This is a genomic window from Methyloferula stellata AR4 (assembly GCF_000385335.1).
Lineage (GTDB): Bacteria > Pseudomonadota > Alphaproteobacteria > Rhizobiales > Beijerinckiaceae > Methyloferula > Methyloferula stellata.
The window spans coordinates 1,085,494-1,101,888 of record NZ_ARWA01000001.1; the positions used below are offsets into that span (position 1 = coordinate 1,085,494).

Consider the following 16,395-nt stretch of genomic DNA (forward strand, 5'->3'; position numbering starts at 1 on the left):
GATGGCGGTCCTTCTCCCTGTGGGAGAAGGTGCCCCGCGAAGCGGGGCGGATGAGGGGTTTCAATCCCTCAATTCTGTGATTGTAACCCCTCACCCGGCTTGCCATAGCCCGTTGCTTGCGACGGGCTGTGGCAACGCCCTTTGGCAAGCCACCCTCTCCCACAGGGAGAGGGTAGGCGCGCTCGGTGCGTTTAACCCTCGCTCACCCGCCGCAGAGTGAGGTTGAACCGTCCGCCCTCGGGCAGAAGCGTCGATGAGCCGGGCAGGATGCGGTCGACGCCGTGGAAGGCGAGACGCGCCTCGCCGCCAAGCACGATCGCGTCGCCGGATTGGAGCTTGATCGTGCGCGTCTTATCGCGCCGGCTGCAGCCGCCGAAGCGGAAGAGACAGGTGTCGCCGAGCGACAGCGACACGACGGGCGCCTTCAGCGCAGTCTCGTCGCGATCCTGATGCAGCCCCATCTTGGCCGAGGACCCGTAATAATTGATGAGACAGGCCTGCGGCGGCTGCGGGTAATCTCCAAGCTCCCACCAAGCCTGTTCAGCGAGCGCCGGGATCGGCGGCCAGGGCCGTCCGGTTTGCGGATCGAGCGCCTCGTAGCGATAGCCCTTGTCGCGATCCGTGAACCAGCCAAGTTCGCCGCAATTGCTCATCTGAACCGACAGAGGCAAGCCGCTTTTCGGCATATGCGCGGTATAGAGCGGAGCCTCTGCGAGGCACGCGCGCAGATCGGCCAAAAGCGTTTCCTGCGCCGCCCGGTCGAGATAGCCGGGGACATAAAAAAGGCCGGGCTGCAAAAAGAAGCCCGGCTGTGTGCGATGCAATATGTCAGCCGTCATGCGCTAGGAGATAGGGTCATCGACCGGATGATTCAGGGTGTCGTCTGTGATTTCGCTCTCATTTTGCGCCAGCATCTGTTCGACGCGCGAGAGTTTCGCATCGGCCGCGAGGTCCAAGGGTTCGCCCCGTGCCGCCGCTTCGACGGCCTTAATGAGTTCGGCCGAGCGGGTGGCCTTGCCGACGATCGGCCAGGGTTCCGACGGGCTCTGCCCGCCCGGAATCTCGTCATAGGCGGTAAAGAGCGCGAAATTGACTTTGAGGTCGGGCAAATTCGCGCGAATAAGGCGGATGACCTCAAGTCCAGTCATATCCGGCATGGAATAATCGACGAGAACCAGATCGAAGGCCCGGTTGGCGGCGAGAATCGCCACCGCCGCGGCGCCGCTGCCCGCTGTCATGACGATGTGACCGGCTTCCTCGATTTCCTCGGCTACAACCTGACGCACGAGAAGATCGTCATCCACGAGAAGAATCTCGTAACGCATGACAGTCTCCATGAGACCAACAAAGCTTAACGCGTTCTGGCCATCATGGTTCCACGCTACCCCTCAGGGCGCAAGAATTTCTTTGCTCTCGACGGTTGAGTCGGTTTTCAGCCGGTAAATGATCGGAATCCCGGTCGCCAGCTCGACCGTGGGGACCGTCTCGGGCGTCAATTGATCGAGCGCCATCACCAGCGAGCGCAGCGAATTGCCATGCGCGACGACGATGACCCGCTCGCCGCGCAGCACGCAGGGCAGGAGCGTCTGGCAATAATAGGTCAGAACCCGGGCCACCGTGTCCTGCAGGCTTTCGCCGCCGGGTGGCGCCACGGCATAGGAGCGCCGCCAGATCAGGACCTGCTCCTCACCCCATTTCTGCCTTGCGTCATCCTTGTTGAGACCGGAGAGGTCGCCGTAATCGCGCTCGTTCAGCGCCGCATCGGTGATTGTCGGAATGCCAGGCGTGCCCAATTCGCCCAAAATGAGCTTCAGCGTGTCTTGCGCGCGGATGAGATTGGAGGTGAAGGCGCGATCGAAGCTGAGACCTTGCGCCTTGAGCACGTGCCCAGCGGCGCGGCCTTCTTCGATGCCTTGCGGCGTCAGCTCCGGGTCCCTCAGGCCGGTGAAGAGGTTGTTCTTGTTCCACTCGCTTTGGCCGTGCCTGACGAGCACGAGAATCCGTTCCATGTGTCTGTCCTTGATGGGGCGATCTATCGGGCCAGTCTTATCAAGCGAGGTCCAAGACGTCGGTCATGGAATAAAGTCCGGGCTTGCGGGAGCGTCCCCACAGTGCGGCTTGGAGGGCGCCTCTCGCGAAGATGCGGCGATCCTCGGCTTTATGGGTGAGTTCGATGCGCTCGCCGGGGCCAGCGAAAATCACGCTGTGATCGCCGACGACGGTGCCGCCGCGCAGCGCGGCAAAACCGATCGCGCCTTTCTCGCGCACGCCAGTGTGGCCGTCGCGGCCGCGCACGGAATGATCGTCGAGCGGCACATCGCGCCCGCGCGCGGCGGAAGCGCCGAGCAAAAGTGCGGTACCAGAGGGTGCATCGACCTTCAAGCGATGGTGCATCTCGACGATCTCGATGTCATAGTCGGGCCCGAGCGTGCGGGCGACCTTTTCGACAAGAGCCGCCAGAAGATTGACGCCAAGGCTCATATTGCCGGATTTGACGATCACGGCATGGCGCGCCGCCGCGTCGAGCCGCGCCTGATCCTCAGGAGAAAACCCCGTTGTACCGATCACATGAACGATGCGGGCCTGGGCGGCGAGCCCGGCCATTTCGACGCTCGCCCGGGGCGAGGTAAAATCCAAAATACCGTCGGCGATCGAGGCCGCTTTCAAGGCGTCGCCGCTGATATCGACACCCATGCGGCCACATCCGGCGAGAAGCCCGGCATCCTGGCCGATCGCGATCGAATCCGGCTGTTCCAAAGCGGCGACGAGGCTCGCGCCTTCTGTCTCGTGAATCAATTGGACGAGGGCCCGGCCCATGCGTCCCGAAGCGCCGGCCACCACGAGCCGCATGTCGCTCATCCGCGCTCCTTATTTCAACGCATGGTCTTAAATTCCCGCATGATCTTTAGTCCGAAAAGTCTCCAACTTTTCGGGATCATGCTTCGAGACCACCTCTGTCTATAAAGGGCGGAGCCGATATTTGAAAGGCTGGGACTCTTCGCTCACGCAGATGCGGTTTCGGCGACGATAGCTTCAGCGGCGGCCTTGGGGTCCGGCGCTTGCGTGACGGGCCGGCCGATGACGAGATGGTCGGCGCCGGCCGCGATCGCCGATTTCGGTGTCATAATTCTTTTCTGATCCGCCGCTTCCGCACCGGCCGGCCTGATGCCGGGCGTAACCAGGATGAGTTTTGTGCCGAAAGCGGCGCGCATGGCGGAGACTTCTTCCGCCGAAAGGATGAGGCCGTCGATACCGGCGGCTTCGGCCTGGGCGGCGCGGCGGGCGACGAGATCCTTCACGCCGAACGCATAGCCGGCCGCGGCGAGATCGGCATCGTCATAAGACGTCATCACGGTAACGGCGAGAAGCTTCAGGCCGGAGCCCGCGACGCCTGCTTTTGCGGCGGCCATCGTCTGCGGAAAGGCGTGAACGGTGAGGAAGCTTGCGCCCAATCGCGCCACCTGCGCCGTCGCGCGCGTGACGGTCGTTGGAATGTCATGCAGTTTGAGGTCGAGAAAAACTTTTTTGCCGCTTTTGATCAGTTGCTCGGCGAACAAAAACCCGCCGCTCGCATAGGCGAGCTCCATCCCGACCTTATAGAATGTCACGCTGTCGCCGAGCCGCGCCACCATGGCTTCGGCTTCCGCGACGCTGGCGACATCCAGCGCCACGATCAGTTTATCGCGCGCGGAAAGCGCGGCGTTCATGGGCGGCGCAATTTATCGAAATCGGGAAATTTGCGCAGCGCCGCCGCCGGGGGGCTCGGTTTTGCCGCGCGCGTCTTATGCGCATTATCCGGCCGGCAGAGGCGTGCCTTGGCGAGCGCGATTTCGCGCTTTAAATCCTGCTGCATTTTTTCCGTGCCCATTTTGAGCTTGCCCAGGAAAACGATAGCAGGCTTTTGCGGCGGAAGCGGTTGCTCGGCCTGGTCCTCCACAGGCCTATAGACCCAGACGCGCGCCGGCGGCAGGTTGAGCCAGACCGGCGGCGACACTTCGGCATGAAATGCGAGTTTCGCATTCTTGCGCGGAACCGGCGACATCACGCCATAAGTAAATTGGATGAAAGCGCCGCCGGGCGCCATCATGCCGAAGGCTTCGGTAAGCAGCCTGAGGCGCTCGCGCTCCGGCTTATTCAAAAGCGGCAGGCTCGAGACGACGGCGGCGGCGGGCTCGTCGAGCATGGTGCGCAGGCTGAGGGCCAGATGATAAGCGTCGCCCTGGATGACGCGTACGCCCGGAAAGCGGCGGCGCAGAAGCGCGCAGAACGCGGCGTCATATTCGAGCAGCACGAGGCGGGCAGGCGCGATGCCGCGTTGCAGGAGCGCCTCGGTAATGGCGCCTGTGCCGGGGCCGAGCTCGACCACCGGCCCCGTTCCATGCGGATCGACATAGCGGGCCATCATCCGCGCGAGAAAGCGGCCCGACGGCGACACGGCGCCGGCAAGCGAAGGATTATCGAACCAGGACTTGATGAATCGGGCTTCGTCCGCGAGACGCTCGTCGATCCGGGTCGTGGACTTCAGGCCCCGGGCCGGGCGCGGCGTGTGACTGTGCAAAGATCGTCCCTCAAGAAACACAACGCGAATCGTGTGGAGCGCCCAAAAGCGGGCGAGGCCTTGGCACCAAAGCCGACAAAAGCCGAGGCGTCAAGAAACTGACATATTGTGCCAGCCAAAAGCCATTCAATTGGCCGGCGAGCGCAACGCGGCGGGCGCTCCGCGTTTTCGCCGGATTGGGCTATTGGCCGCCCAAATTTTCGAAGAAATCCTTCATCTTGGCAAAAAAGCCGGAGGATTCGGGATGCGTCTTCGTCGATGATTCGGCTTCGAATTCGGTGAGCAATTCGCGCTGGCGCTTGGTGAGGTTCTGCGGCGTTTCCACCGTGACCTGGATATAGAGGTCGCCGACGTCGCGCGATCGCAAAACCGGCATGCCTTTGCTTTTCAGCTTGAATTGCTTGCCGGATTGGGTGCCTTCCGGAATTTTGACCCGCGACTCGCCGCCATCGACGGTATGGACCTGGACTTCGCCGCCGAGTGACGCCTGCACCATGGAAATCGGCACGCGGCAGAAAAGATCCGCCCCATCGCGCTGGAAGAAGGGATGCGGCTTGGTCGAGACGAAAATATAAAGATCGCCGGGGGGGCCGCCGCGCAACCCGGCTTCGCCCTCGCCGGTCAGGCGGATACGCGTGCCGTCTTCGACGCCGGCCGGGACATTGACCTGCAAGGCGCGCTCGCGCGTCGTGCGGCCGGTGCCGCTGCAAGAGGTGCAGGGATCGTCGATGATCTCGCCGCGTCCGTAACAATGCGGGCAGGTGCGTTCGATCGCAAAGAAGCCCTGCTGCGCCCGCACGCGGCCCTGGCCGCCGCAGGTCGGGCAGACGCGGGGTTTGGCGCCGGGCTTGGCGCCGGTGCCCGAACAGGCCTCGCAGGAAATCGAGGTCGGCACTTTCAGGCTGGCGGTCTTGCCGTTGAATGCGTCTTCGAGGGTGATTTCGAGATTATAGCGAAGATCCGAACCGCGATTGGCATTGGCGCGGCCGCCGCGGCGTCCCATGACGTCGCCGAAGAGATCGTCGAAAATATCGGCCATGGAGGAGGAGAAGCCGTCGCCGCCTCCGCCGCCGAAGCCGCCTTGCTCGAAGGCGGCATGGCCGTAGCGGTCATAGGCAGCGCGCTTCTGCCCGTCGGACAGGATTTGATAGGCCTCGTTCAATTCCTTGAATTTGACTTCGGCGTCGGCATTGCCGGGATTGCGGTCGGGATGGTGTTGCATCGCCGCCTTGCGGAAAGCGGTCTTCATCTCGACTTCGGTGCACGTCTTTGTAACGCCCAAGACTTCGTAATAGCAACGTTTAGCCATGGCGGTCCGCGTTCCAATCCTTGCCTGAAATCATCGTCTTAGCCCCAGAAGATAGACGCCAGCCGCCGGGCGCGCTCAAGGCCGCGCGGCAGCCAGGTCGAAGCAAGAGTGGTTCCAGATGTGGCGCGGCCGCCATCTCCAAGCCCCCTCAACGCGGTTCAGCCCGAATGTTCGGGCTGAGCCCTTCGAACCGCTCCGCTGGCGCGCGACGGCCCCACACCCTCGCCTTAGACGGCGGCTTCCCAAATCGTGCTTGCACGACTTGGGACATTGAGAATGCCAATCCCGGTAAACCCGAGATTGGTGCCGCTACCGAGCGAGGAAAGGAAACCGGCTTTAGGCCGATTTCTTCTTGTCGTCGGGGCCGACCTCTTTGAAGTCGGCGTCGATGACGTCGTCCTTCTTCTCTTCCTCGCCGCCGGCAGCCGCGGCGCCGTCGGACTGCTGGGCCTTATACATGGCCTCGCCGAGCTTCATCGAGGCCTGCATAAGGTCATTGACCTTCGCTTTGATGCCGTCGACGTCCTCGGTTCCGAGCACCGCTTTCACGGCGTCGATGGCCGCTTCGACAGCGCTCTTATCCGCGGCCGAGACCTTGTCGCCATATTCGGCGACCGACTTCTCGGTCGAGTGGATCAAGGCTTCCGCCTCGTTCTTGGCATCGACCAGTTCGCGGCGTTTCTTGTCCTCGGCCGCGTGCATCTCCGCGTCCTTGACCATCTTGTCGATGTCGGCGTCCGAAAGGCCGCCGGAGGCCTGGATGCGGATCTGCTGCTCTTTGTTCGTGGCCTTGTCCTTCGCCGTCACATTCACGATGCCATTGGCGTCGATATCGAAGGTGACTTCGATCTGAGGTACGCCGCGCGGCGCTGGCGGAATGCCGACGAGGTCGAACTGGCCCAAGAGCTTGTTGTCGGCCGCCATTTCGCGCTCGCCTTGGAAGACGCGGATGGTGACAGCCGTCTGCGTGTCTTCGGCCGTCGAGAACACCTGGCTCTTCTTCGTCGGGATCGTCGTGTTGCGGTCGATGAGCCGCGTGAACACGCCGCCCAAAGTTTCGATGCCGAGCGACAGCGGCGTCACGTCGAGCAGCAGCACGTCCTTGACGTCGCCCTGCAGCACGCCGGCCTGGACCGCGGCGCCGATGGCGACCACTTCGTCCGGGTTGACGCCCTTATGGGGCTCCTTGCCGAAGAACTGCTTCACGACTTCCTGGACCTTCGGCATGCGGGTCATGCCGCCGACGAGAACGACTTCCGAGATTTCAGCAGCCGTGAGGCCGGCATCCTTCAAGGCCTTGCGGCAGGGCTCGACGGTCTTCTGGATCAGGTCGTCGACGAGGGCTTCGAACTTCGCCCGCGTCAGCTTCAAGGTCAGATGTTTCGGACCCGAGGCGTCGGCGGTGATGTAGGGCAGGTTGATCTCGGTCTGGGTCGCCGAGGACAATTCCATCTTGGCCTTCTCAGCCGCCTCTTTCAGGCGCTGAAGGGCAAGCTTGTCCTTCTTCAGATCGATGCCGCTTTCCTTCTTGAATTCGTCCGCGAGATATTCGACGAGGCGCATGTCGAAGTCTTCACCGCCGAGGAACGTATCGCCGTTCGTCGACTTCACTTCGAAGACGCCGTCGCCGATCTCGAGGATCGACACGTCGAAGGTGCCGCCGCCCAAGTCATAGACGGCGATCGTGCCGGAACTCTTCTTGTCGAGGCCGTAGGCGAGCGCCGCGGCGGTCGGCTCGTTGATGATGCGGAGCACTTCAAGCCCGGCGATCTTGCCGGCATCCTTGGTGGCCTGACGCTGGGCGTCGTTGAAATAGGCCGGAACCGTGATGACTGCCTGGGAGACGCCCTGACCGAGATAGGCCTCGGCCGTCTCCTTCATCTTTTGCAGGATGAAGGCTGAAATCTGCGAGGGGGAATATTGCTTGCCGTCCGCCTCGACCCAGGCGTCGCCATTGGCGGCCTTGATGATCTTATAGGGGACGAGACTCAGATCCTTCTGAGTCATCGGATCATTATAGGTGCGCCCGATGAGACGCTTGATTGCGAAGAATGTCCGTTCCGGATTGGTAACGGCCTGCCGTTTCGCCGGCTGGCCGACGAGGCGTTCGCCGTCATCCGTGAAAGCGACGATGGAAGGCGTCGTGCGTGCCCCTTCGGCGTTTTCGATCACCTTCGGCGTCGTACCCTCCATGACCGCCACGCAGGAATTTGTGGTGCCAAGATCGATGCCGATGACTTTTGCCATGTTGTTTCCTTTCGATTCGCAAGACCGCCGGACCCCGAAGCGATCCTGGCCTGTGGGAGGACGGCTGTCCGCCCGGTCCCCGATAAGTTCAAATTGGTTTGATTGCGCGTAAACGCAAGATGAGCCGTATATAAGCGAGGCTGGAAAGCGTGCAAGACGAGAAACTGTCTGCTTTCAAACCCGCGCCGGCTTGACTCTGGCGTCGGCGTCGGTCCCAGCTCCGCCAAAGCCGACAGTTCAGGCTTTTGCCGAGGCAGCATGAAGGTTGATTTGCCGGTAAAGTCAGCTCAAACAGATTTCAGTCTGTTTTTCGCTGTTCTGGCGGCAAAACCATTTTGCATGCCGGGTTTCAGGATTCGGGATGCGCAAAACCTCGGATCCGATCCGAAACGGGCGTTTCGTTCCGTAAGAGCGGTCTTTGAGATGCGAGTCCTGGTTGCGGCACTGGTTTTTGTGATGGCCTTCGCGGTCCCCGCGATGGCGCAGCTCATGCTGCATAATGGTACGGATGCCGCGCCGGGCGAGGGCGGCGAACCCGCACCCGCTGGTTCGGATGCTGCGCAGGAACCGCAAAAGGCGAAACCCATTCCCATGAAACCGCCGGCGGACGATAGCGTGATCGGGCAGACCCTCTTGCGCGACGGCGCGGTCGGCGCCATTGCGCTGTCGCGCCAGGGAAAAGACCTGGCAGTCGCAAAGCTTTCTCTCGAAGGCGAAGAAATTTCGAAGCCCGGCGAGCCGTGCCATGTCGAGGTCAATGCCGGCCTGCCGATCGCCGCGCGTTTCGACGGGCGCCCCATGGGTCTTAGCCGCTATCAGGTGGACCTGCAGGCCTGCCCGTTTTCCTTCGATGTGCTCGAAGGCGCCATCCTTATCCCGAAGGGCCATGCCTGCGATTTCGCCGCCGCCGATTGCCATGTCGATCCGGCGGGGCTTTGGGGGCCGCAAGGCAATACGATCAGCCAGACCCGCGCGCATGAGATGGAACAGACGCGGCTGCATATTGAAACCGACATGCGCGCCAATTTCCGGGTTTTGCTGTCGCATGCGGGCAAGGATAAAGCCTCGATCAAGCGAATTGCCGGCGAGCAGGCGGGATTTTCGTCGGAACGCGAAACCCTTTGCCATTCCTATGCGCTGGAATCGGTGCACGGCTTTTGCGCCTTGGAAATAACCAGGGCGCGCGTTCTGGCGCTTCTGGCGCAGCTCGGCGCCATCTCCAATAAGCAGGACGAAGTAAGGCCGCCGCCGGTCAAGAAAAAGCCGAGACCCCCGTCCGTCGCGGCCGAGCCCGCACCGGCGCCGCCGCAATAAATATGGGATCGGCAAGCTCCCGTTAAGCATAGACGTCTATTTAAGTGGTCGGGACATATTTTAGCCGGCGCCAGACGACAGGTTGTGGAACCAACGTTCCCAGCAGGCGTTGGTTTGAGTTCCGCGCTCGTTTAGCCCCCCAACCAGCCCGCGCGGGACTTCCTGGCCGGCCGCCCTTCCCCCGGGGTGGTCGGCCTTTTCTTGTTCCGGGGCTTCTGATCCCGCTCTCTGCGACCGGTTGCTAAACTCGAAATTATGAAACCCGGCAACGGTTTAATAAGTTGCTATAGTCAAGGCTGCAGCACGACGCATCGTCGCCTCGGCCACGCCGGAGTTAGTGACATGACTATGAGAGCCCAAATTTTGATTGGCGGAATCGCTGTTTGTCTGACGAGTACGATGGCATTGCCGGCCCTGGCGCAGCCCGGAGCGGTCTATTACGCGCCGGTGCCGGTTTACGTGCCTTGGTATGTCGGGCCGAGTTACGGTCCGAGCGTGCCGCATTATCAGGGACCCGATGGCACCTATGATAGCCTTGCCGATTTCAGCAGGGATATTTGGGGTGTTCCGTGCGGCGTCGAATGCACCTACAGGGCTCAGGTCCGTTGGGGTGTGGTGCCGCCGCCGCATCCCCGCTATCGCCATTGATGCTGCGTCTTTAAGAAAAGCGCGGTCCGCGGCGTGCTTCGGCCAGCGCGCGTGACAGGCTGACGGCGAGCTTCGCTTTTTCCGCCGGGCCGAGAAAAGGCCCGACCTCCACGCTGCGGCCGCGCGAGACGAAGGCGAGCCTCTGGGTGCCGAACTCTTCGTGTTCCTCACGGTCGAGCCGGACCCAGGCGGGATTGAAGCGCCATTCGGCCCGCGCGCCCTTCGCGCTGACCTTGGCGAAGCGCAGTTCGAAAGGCGTCAACAACACGTCTTCATAGGCGCGCGCGGCGCGAAAATTGGCCCGGAAGGCAAAATAGAAGGCGGCGACATCGAGCCCCATGAAGCCCGCGACAGGCCAGGCCCCGAGCATGATGAAGGGCAGGCTCGTGAAAAAACTCGCGCCTGAGAAAATCATCAAAAGCAGACGGAAATTGCCTTTCGTCAGCGACCGATGCGGCTGCAGACGCAAAGAGAGGATCGGCGGATCACAGTTTTCGGAAACGTCGGAATGAGCAGCATCCTGCCCCGGCGCGCTCCATTTGGGTGTGATCATCTCTTCGTCCACGCGATGCCAGCCCTTCTCTCGCCCCTTACGTCAATTTATAAGCTTCGCTGACTATATATGAACCTAGAGCGGGATGAGGAAAAGTGTGCAGCGGTTTTTCGGGCGCATTCAAGTTTACGCAGATTGCGCAAGTTTATCTGCTCTATCCCGCTCTAACTCATCAGAATCGATCATGTTCATGATTTTGGATCGATTCGATCCAAAATCATCGTGATCTAAGGCGACGGTAGCGTGGAAAAAATTTCAACGCGTGGGAACAAGATACCGGCGCCTTCGGCGAAACCACGGGCCTCCAGCCTTGGCAAAGCGCTGACCCAGGGCCAAAGTTCCAAGGGCGAAGGGTCCAAATCCAAACCGGGGGTGCCGACACCCGCATCCGCAAAGCGGCCGCGCCAAAAAAAGCCCGATCCCAAAATCGTCCGCGAGATTTTCGAGCGCTTTCGGGCCGCCGAACCGCATCCCAAAGGTGAACTCGAACACGTCAACGCGTTTACGTTTCTTGTCGCCGTCGTTTTGTCGGCGCAGGCGACGGATGCGGGCGTCAACAAGGCGACGCGGGCGCTTTTCGCCGCGGCCGACAGCCCGCAAAAAATGCTGGCGCTCGGCGAAGACAAAGTCCGCGACATGATCAAGACGATCGGGCTTTTCCGCGGCAAGGCGAAGAACGTGATTTTATTGTCGAAGCGCCTGCTCGATGTCTATGGCGGGAAAATCCCCGAAACGCGGGAGGAGCTGCAAACCTTGCCGGGCGTCGGCCGCAAGACGGCCAATGTCGTGATGAACAATGCCTTCGGTGCGCCGACCATCGCGGTCGATACGCATCTCTTCCGGGTGTCCAACCGGATTCCATTGGCGCGCGGCAAGACGCCGCTTGCCGTGGAACTCGGGCTCGAAAAGATCATTCCGGACGAATTCAAGCAGCATGCCCATCATTGGCTCATTCTGCATGGTCGTTATGTGTGCAAGGCGCGCCGCCCCGAGTGCGAGCGCTGCATCATTTCTGATCTTTGCACCTCGCCCGAGAAGCGGGTCTGAGGCGGAGCCTGCCGCCGCCATGAAATCATTGCTGCATTCTCCCGTAATGACGCTATAAGTCGGCCCCGACGAGAACTTAAGAGCGAAAGCGCCCTGGCGGCTCGCCGGGGCGAAGGAGCAGGTTGAAGTGAGTGACACGGTCATCACCGGCAGCGACGAAGCCTTCGACGAAGCCCTGGCGCATATGGGGCTCAAGCGCTTCGAGATGCCGAAGCCGAAGTTGAACGGCAATGTCAGCCTTTTCGAAGTGGTGCGCGAGCGCTGTCTCGCGACGCTGGCCGATATGGCGGATGAATATGCGTCGGAAGGCGGGATCGCCTTCGGTTTTGCCGATCATCGCGAGTTCAACGCTTTCGCGCAGCGCACGTCGCGCGACATGATCTGCCTTTATGTTCCGGCCATTCGCAGCCTCTGGGCCTTCTTCCATGGGCTGATGGGCCAGCGCGAGCTCTTCCCCTGGATCGACGATACCGGCCGTTTCGAAGGGCAGCCGCCGCAGTCGAAGGGCGATCTTTTCTTCGTCCGGCCACCGGATAAGCCTGCGAATGAAGAGATCGAGATCCGCCGCAAATTGGCCGTCGCCCTTTTCGACACCGCCCTCGACTTCATGCTCAAACATGAAGTCGCGCACTTGTGGAACGGGCATGTCGAATTGCTGCATGCGAAGGAAGGCTCCGCGGCGTTTCAGGAAATGCGTCTCGTCGACGGTGGCCTCGATATTTCCACGGTGCAGACGCTCGAATATGATGCCGATGCTTTCGCCATTCAGCAGGCTTTCGCGCGCGCCTATCGGCTCAACCCTTTCGCCGAATATTCCGAGGGCTTTTTGAAGGATCACAAGATCCCGCTCGACGGCGACCATTCGACGACTTGGTATTTCACCTGGTTTTCGATCTATGCGGTGTTCCGGCTTTTCGACGAATCCTGCGAGGCGGCCGATCTGCCGCAATGGACGCATCCGCCGGCGGCTTTGCGGCAAGCCTGCCTCGTCACCTCGGTCGCAGCGGTTTGCGCGCGGCAGGGCTGGTCGCGGCTGAACCCAACCGAATGGGAGCGCGTCGCAAGCGAAGCCGGCCTCGAGGCCGAACGCCTCGTCTGCCGGTTGCGCGGCTTCCAGCTCAATGCGAATGCCTATCTGTCGCTTTGGAGCGCCCCGGTCGCCGAGCAAATTCAGAATTATCTGACCGTTTGGGAGACGCTTGGCCCGCAATTGGCGGCCATGCCGCGGGGACCGCAGCCGGCGCGGCCCTGAATCCAGCCTAAGCCACACAATAGATTCGCGCGCCTAATCGGCCGGGGGCTAAATTTCTTGCCTCGCGACTTGCGGGACGCGGAGGTTTTGCCATATAATTACATATCTTCAATGCTTCATGTACGGATCAGCTTCGATCCTGTTACGGAGTGGGCCCAGTGGACCCGCTCTTTTTTATTGTCGCCGCCTTTGTGTGTTTAAGTCTTCGTGCTTTTCGCTCCGGCGGACAGTCCGTACCGGCACCGATCGAGATTTCACCTCATCCATGGAGCAAACCCTGGATCACGCACTTCAAGAGCCAAGGCTGATCGACGAGACGGGCGTCGCCGCCCGGGTGGCGCATGTTGCCGGGCCCGTTTTGGCCGATCTCGGATTTCGCCTCGTGCGCGTCAAGCTTTCGGCGCAGGCGGGCACGACAGTGCAGATCATGGCCGAGCGGCCGGACGGCACCATGACGGTCGATGATTGCGAGAAGGTGAGCCAGGCTCTGTCGCCCGTGCTCGATGTGGAAGACCCAGTCAAACAGGCCTATAGGCTTGAAATCTCATCGCCTGGGATCGACAGGCCCTTGGTGCGCATCTCGGATTTCGGCCGGGCGCTCGGGCTCGAAGCGCGGGTTGAGATGAATCATGGCGTCGGCGCCGATGGGCGCAAAAGGTTTCGCGGTCTCATCGGCGCGGTGGAGGGCGAAGGCTCTTCTGCCCATATCAAGCTGACGCGGACGGATGCCAAGCCCGGCGAAAGCGAAGAGGCGCTTCTTCCCTTGCGCGACATCGGCGAGGCGCGGCTGGTTCTAACCGAGGATTTGATTCGTGCCGCGCTCAAAGCCGCGAAAGCGGCCGAAGCGGCGGCGCCGGAGACGGACGGCGCGGAGCCGGATGACGAGGCTTCGTCCGTGGCGCCTGCGCGGCGCGGACCGGGCCGTTTCGCCCGCGGCGCCAAGGTCGATATGAGCAAGACGACGGGTAAGAGCAAACCCCTGATTCCGTCCGGAGTCAGGACAGAATTCAAGAAGGCCAAGACTGGAAGGCCCGTGCAGGGCGACGCACGTCCTGCGGCAAAGCCGCCAGCGAAATAGGAGAATTTCATGGCCGTCAGCGCCAATAAACTCGAACTCCTGCAGATCGCCGACGCGGTCGCGCGAGAAAAATCGATCGACCGGCAGATCGTGCTCGCTTCCATGGAGGATGCGATGCAAAAGGCGGCGCGCTCCCGCTACGGGCAGGAGACGGAAGTCCGCGCCGAGATCAACCCGAAGACGGGCGAAGTGCATTTCTCCCGCCTGCTGCTGGTTGTCGACGAGATCGAGAATGACGCGACGCAGATCAGCGTCACCGATGCCCGCAAGAAAAACCCGGCGGCGCAAACAGGCGATTGGATCGCCGAGACCTTGCCGCCTTTCGATTTCGGCCGCATCGCCGCGCAATCGGCGAAGCAGGTCATCGTGCAAAAAGTCCGCGAGGCGGAACGCGACCGGCAATATCAGGAATATAAGGATCGCATCGGCGACATCGTCAACGGTGTCGTCAAGCGCGTCGAATATGGCAATGTGATCGTCGATCTCGGCCGCGGCGAGGCGACCATCCGCCGCGACGAAATGATCCCGCGCGAAATGTTTCGCGCCGGCGACCGGGTCCGCGCCTATGTCTATGATGTCCGCCGCGAGCAGCGCGGACCGCAGATCTTCTTGTCGCGCACGCATCCGCAGTTCATGTCCAAGCTTTTCAAGCAGGAAGTGCCGGAAATCTACGATGGCGTGATCGAGGTGAAGGCAGTCGCACGCGATCCCGGCTCACGCGCGAAAATCGCGGTGATCTCGCGCGATTCCTCGATCGATCCGGTCGGTGCCTGCGTCGGTATGCGCGGTTCGCGCGTGCAGGCCGTGGTCAATGAATTGCAGGGCGAGAAGATCGACATCATTCCGTGGTCGCCGGATGAGGCGACCTTCATCGTCAATGCGCTGCAACCGGCGGAAGTCGTGAAAGTCGTTCTCGACGAAGATGCCGAACGCATTGAAGTCGTGGTGCCGGATGACCAATTATCGTTAGCGATCGGCCGCCGCGGTCAGAACGTGAGGCTCGCGTCTCAGCTCACAGGATGGGATATCGACATTTTGACCGAGGCTGAGGAATCCGAACGGCGGCAGAAAGAATTTCTCGACCGCACCAATGTGTTCATGAATGCGCTGGACGTCGACGAGGTCGTCGGCCAGCTTCTGGCCTCGGAAGGCTTCCGCTCGGTCGAAGAATTGGCCTTCGTGGAACCGGCGGAACTCGCCGGAATCGAGGGCTTCGACGAAGACACGGCGGCCGAAATCCAAAATCGGGCGCGGGCCTATCTGGCCAAGCTCGAAGCCGAGCAGGATGCAAAGCGCATCGAGCTTGGCGTCGAAGATGAAGTGAAGGATGTGCCGGGCGTGACCACGGCCATGCTTGTCAAGCTTGGCGAAAACGAGGTCAAAAGCGTCGAGGATCTCGCCGGATGCGCCACCGACGATCTCGTCGGCTGGACCGAACGCAAGGACGGCGAGACCGTCAAAAATGCAGGCTACTTGGACGGGCTTGAAGTCTCGCGCGAGGACGCAGAGGCGATCATCATGGCGGCGCGGGTCAAGGCCGGTTGGATTGAGGCTGCGCCGGAGCCCGCCGAAGAGGGCGAGCCGGAACAGGCGACCGCTTGAGGGGTGGCGCAGTGAAGAAGGCGCGGGACGATCAAGACCTTGCGCCGGATACGCTAGCGCCTGAAACGGGGCCGGAACGGACCTGCATCGTCACGCGGGCGAAGGGTTCGCCGGAGAATATGATCCGGTTCGTCCTTGGGCCGGATCTGGCGGTCGTCCCGGACATAAGGCAAAAATTGCCGGGGCGTGGCGTCTGGGTCACGGGCCGCGCCGATAAGGTCGCGGAAGCCGTGAAGCGACAGGCTTTTTCAAGGGGATTCAAGGTGAAAGCCGTGGTCTCCGTCACACTGCCTGACGATCTTGAAATGCTTTTGCGTCAAGATTGTCTACAGTTTTTATCTTTGGTGAATAAAGCGGGTTTGCTTGTCGCTGGCTTTGCCAAGGTCGAGGCTGCCATCGAAGCCGGTCACATTGCCGGTCTGTTGCATGCGGCCGATGGCGGCGCCGATGGTGTGCGCAAGCTCGGACAGGCTTTGCACCGCCGCTTTGGGGATGCCGGGCACCGGCCGCAAATTAAACTCTTTACGGGCGAGCAATTGGATTTGGCTTTAGGCCGGACAAATGTGATACATGCTGCGCTTCTGGCGGGCGCGACGAGCGAGGCTTTCGTGACGCGGTGCCGCCGGTTGACGGCTTATCGATCCGATGCCTTGCCCGAGCAAGATGGAAGCGTTCTTGCTAGCGCGGAAGACTTGACCGGTCCTCAAGACAGGGCGGGTTTGGAAGACAATCAGGAATGAGGGCCCGGCCTTAACGATCCGGCGGGGTTGGCACTAGATTATAAGCG

The 16,395-nt window shown here is 61.4% G+C and carries 15 protein-coding genes and 1 pseudogene; 7 read left to right on the top strand and 9 right to left on the bottom strand.

Annotated features, from left to right (window positions below):
* Window positions 1-191: 191 nt before the first annotated feature.
* From A3OQ_RS0105355 to dnaK, 8 genes and pseudogenes are all read right to left on the bottom strand, one after another.
* Entirely contained in the window at window positions 192-839 is a 648-nt protein-coding gene (locus A3OQ_RS0105355) for an alpha-ketoglutarate-dependent dioxygenase AlkB (protein WP_020174338.1), read from the bottom strand.
* A 3-nt stretch (window positions 840-842) separates the two neighbouring features.
* The gene (locus A3OQ_RS0105360; RefSeq protein ID WP_026595525.1) at window positions 843-1,325 is read right to left on the bottom strand and encodes a response regulator; all 483 of its coding nucleotides are present in this window, start codon (window positions 1,323-1,325) and stop codon (window positions 843-845) included.
* 63 nt (window positions 1,326-1,388) lie between these two features.
* Complete coding sequence (locus tag A3OQ_RS0105365; protein ID WP_020174340.1) at window positions 1,389-2,009, bottom strand: 2,3-bisphosphoglycerate-dependent phosphoglycerate mutase; 621 nt, start codon at window positions 2,007-2,009, stop codon at window positions 1,389-1,391.
* 40 nt (window positions 2,010-2,049) lie between these two features.
* Window positions 2,050-2,859: a 4-hydroxy-tetrahydrodipicolinate reductase gene (gene dapB, locus A3OQ_RS0105370; RefSeq protein WP_020174341.1), complete on the bottom strand. Its 810-nt coding sequence runs from the start codon at window positions 2,857-2,859 to the stop codon at window positions 2,050-2,052.
* Between the two features lie 143 nt (window positions 2,860-3,002).
* Window positions 3,003-3,707: an orotidine-5'-phosphate decarboxylase gene (gene pyrF, locus A3OQ_RS0105375; protein ID WP_020174342.1), complete on the bottom strand. Its 705-nt coding sequence runs from the start codon at window positions 3,705-3,707 to the stop codon at window positions 3,003-3,005.
* A 233-nt stretch (window positions 3,708-3,940) separates the two neighbouring features.
* A pseudogene (locus tag A3OQ_RS21385) lies at window positions 3,941-4,525 on the bottom strand (class I SAM-dependent methyltransferase); the annotation flags it as partial.
* A gap of 214 nt (window positions 4,526-4,739) precedes the next feature.
* The gene (dnaJ, locus tag A3OQ_RS0105385; RefSeq protein WP_020174344.1) at window positions 4,740-5,867 is read right to left on the bottom strand and encodes a molecular chaperone DnaJ; all 1,128 of its coding nucleotides are present in this window, start codon (window positions 5,865-5,867) and stop codon (window positions 4,740-4,742) included.
* A 336-nt stretch (window positions 5,868-6,203) separates the two neighbouring features.
* Window positions 6,204-8,114, bottom strand: a complete 1,911-nt coding sequence (gene dnaK / locus A3OQ_RS0105390; RefSeq protein ID WP_020174345.1) for a molecular chaperone DnaK — start codon at window positions 8,112-8,114, stop codon at window positions 6,204-6,206.
* Between the two features lie 423 nt (window positions 8,115-8,537).
* Between dnaK and A3OQ_RS21390 the strand changes: the two genes are divergently transcribed.
* Entirely contained in the window at window positions 8,538-9,428 is an 891-nt protein-coding gene (locus A3OQ_RS21390) for a hypothetical protein (RefSeq protein WP_152428323.1), read from the top strand.
* A 399-nt stretch (window positions 9,429-9,827) separates the two neighbouring features.
* A complete protein-coding gene (locus A3OQ_RS0105400; protein ID WP_152428324.1) occupies window positions 9,828-10,076 on the top strand; it encodes a hypothetical protein in 249 nt (82 codons plus the stop codon).
* Window positions 10,077-10,086: 10 nt separating this feature from the next.
* On the opposite strand, the gene A3OQ_RS0105405 is transcribed toward A3OQ_RS0105400, so the two are convergent.
* The gene (locus A3OQ_RS0105405; RefSeq protein WP_020174348.1) at window positions 10,087-10,629 is read right to left on the bottom strand and encodes a DUF2244 domain-containing protein; all 543 of its coding nucleotides are present in this window, start codon (window positions 10,627-10,629) and stop codon (window positions 10,087-10,089) included.
* A 243-nt stretch (window positions 10,630-10,872) separates the two neighbouring features.
* Between A3OQ_RS0105405 and nth the strand changes: the two genes are divergently transcribed.
* The 5 genes from nth to A3OQ_RS0105430 all read left to right on the top strand — a co-directional run bounded on the left by nth (window position 10,873) and on the right by A3OQ_RS0105430 (window position 16,348).
* The gene (nth, locus tag A3OQ_RS0105410) at window positions 10,873-11,676 is read left to right on the top strand and encodes an endonuclease III (protein WP_020174349.1); all 804 of its coding nucleotides are present in this window, start codon (window positions 10,873-10,875) and stop codon (window positions 11,674-11,676) included.
* A gap of 127 nt (window positions 11,677-11,803) precedes the next feature.
* A complete protein-coding gene (locus tag A3OQ_RS0105415) occupies window positions 11,804-12,928 on the top strand; it encodes a hypothetical protein (protein ID WP_020174350.1) in 1,125 nt (374 codons plus the stop codon).
* A 265-nt stretch (window positions 12,929-13,193) separates the two neighbouring features.
* Complete coding sequence (gene rimP, locus A3OQ_RS0105420; protein WP_020174351.1) at window positions 13,194-14,006, top strand: ribosome maturation factor RimP; 813 nt, start codon at window positions 13,194-13,196, stop codon at window positions 14,004-14,006.
* A 9-nt stretch (window positions 14,007-14,015) separates the two neighbouring features.
* Window positions 14,016-15,608 (top strand): transcription termination factor NusA, encoded by a 1,593-nt coding sequence (gene nusA / locus A3OQ_RS0105425; protein WP_020174352.1) that lies wholly within the window; start codon window positions 14,016-14,018, stop codon window positions 15,606-15,608.
* A gap of 11 nt (window positions 15,609-15,619) precedes the next feature.
* A complete protein-coding gene (locus A3OQ_RS0105430) occupies window positions 15,620-16,348 on the top strand; it encodes an RNA-binding protein (RefSeq protein ID WP_020174353.1) in 729 nt (242 codons plus the stop codon).
* Window positions 16,349-16,395: the final 47 nt, after the last annotated feature.

What these genes read in the sequence shown, in the direction of transcription:
- A3OQ_RS0105355 (WP_020174338.1), bottom strand. Translation starts at nt 839, where the DNA reads ATGACGGCTGACATATTGCATCGCACACAGCCGGGCTTCTTTTTGCAG.
- A3OQ_RS0105360 (WP_026595525.1), bottom strand. Translation starts at nt 1,325, where the DNA reads ATGCGTTACGAGATTCTTCTCGTGGATGACGATCTTCTCGTGCGTCAG.
- A3OQ_RS0105365 (WP_020174340.1), bottom strand. Translation starts at nt 2,009, where the DNA reads ATGGAACGGATTCTCGTGCTCGTCAGGCACGGCCAAAGCGAGTGGAAC.
- dapB (WP_020174341.1), bottom strand. Translation starts at nt 2,859, where the DNA reads ATGAGCGACATGCGGCTCGTGGTGGCCGGCGCTTCGGGACGCATGGGC.
- pyrF (WP_020174342.1), bottom strand. Translation starts at nt 3,707, where the DNA reads ATGAACGCCGCGCTTTCCGCGCGCGATAAACTGATCGTGGCGCTGGAT.
- dnaJ (WP_020174344.1), bottom strand. Translation starts at nt 5,867, where the DNA reads ATGGCTAAACGTTGCTATTACGAAGTCTTGGGCGTTACAAAGACGTGC.
- dnaK (WP_020174345.1), bottom strand. Translation starts at nt 8,114, where the DNA reads ATGGCAAAAGTCATCGGCATCGATCTTGGCACCACAAATTCCTGCGTG.
- A3OQ_RS21390 (WP_152428323.1), top strand. Translation starts at nt 8,538, where the DNA reads ATGCGAGTCCTGGTTGCGGCACTGGTTTTTGTGATGGCCTTCGCGGTC.
- A3OQ_RS0105400 (WP_152428324.1), top strand. Translation starts at nt 9,828, where the DNA reads ATGGCATTGCCGGCCCTGGCGCAGCCCGGAGCGGTCTATTACGCGCCG.
- A3OQ_RS0105405 (WP_020174348.1), bottom strand. Translation starts at nt 10,629, where the DNA reads ATGATCACACCCAAATGGAGCGCGCCGGGGCAGGATGCTGCTCATTCC.
- rimP (WP_020174351.1), top strand. Translation starts at nt 13,194, where the DNA reads ATGGAGCAAACCCTGGATCACGCACTTCAAGAGCCAAGGCTGATCGAC.
- nusA (WP_020174352.1), top strand. Translation starts at nt 14,016, where the DNA reads ATGGCCGTCAGCGCCAATAAACTCGAACTCCTGCAGATCGCCGACGCG.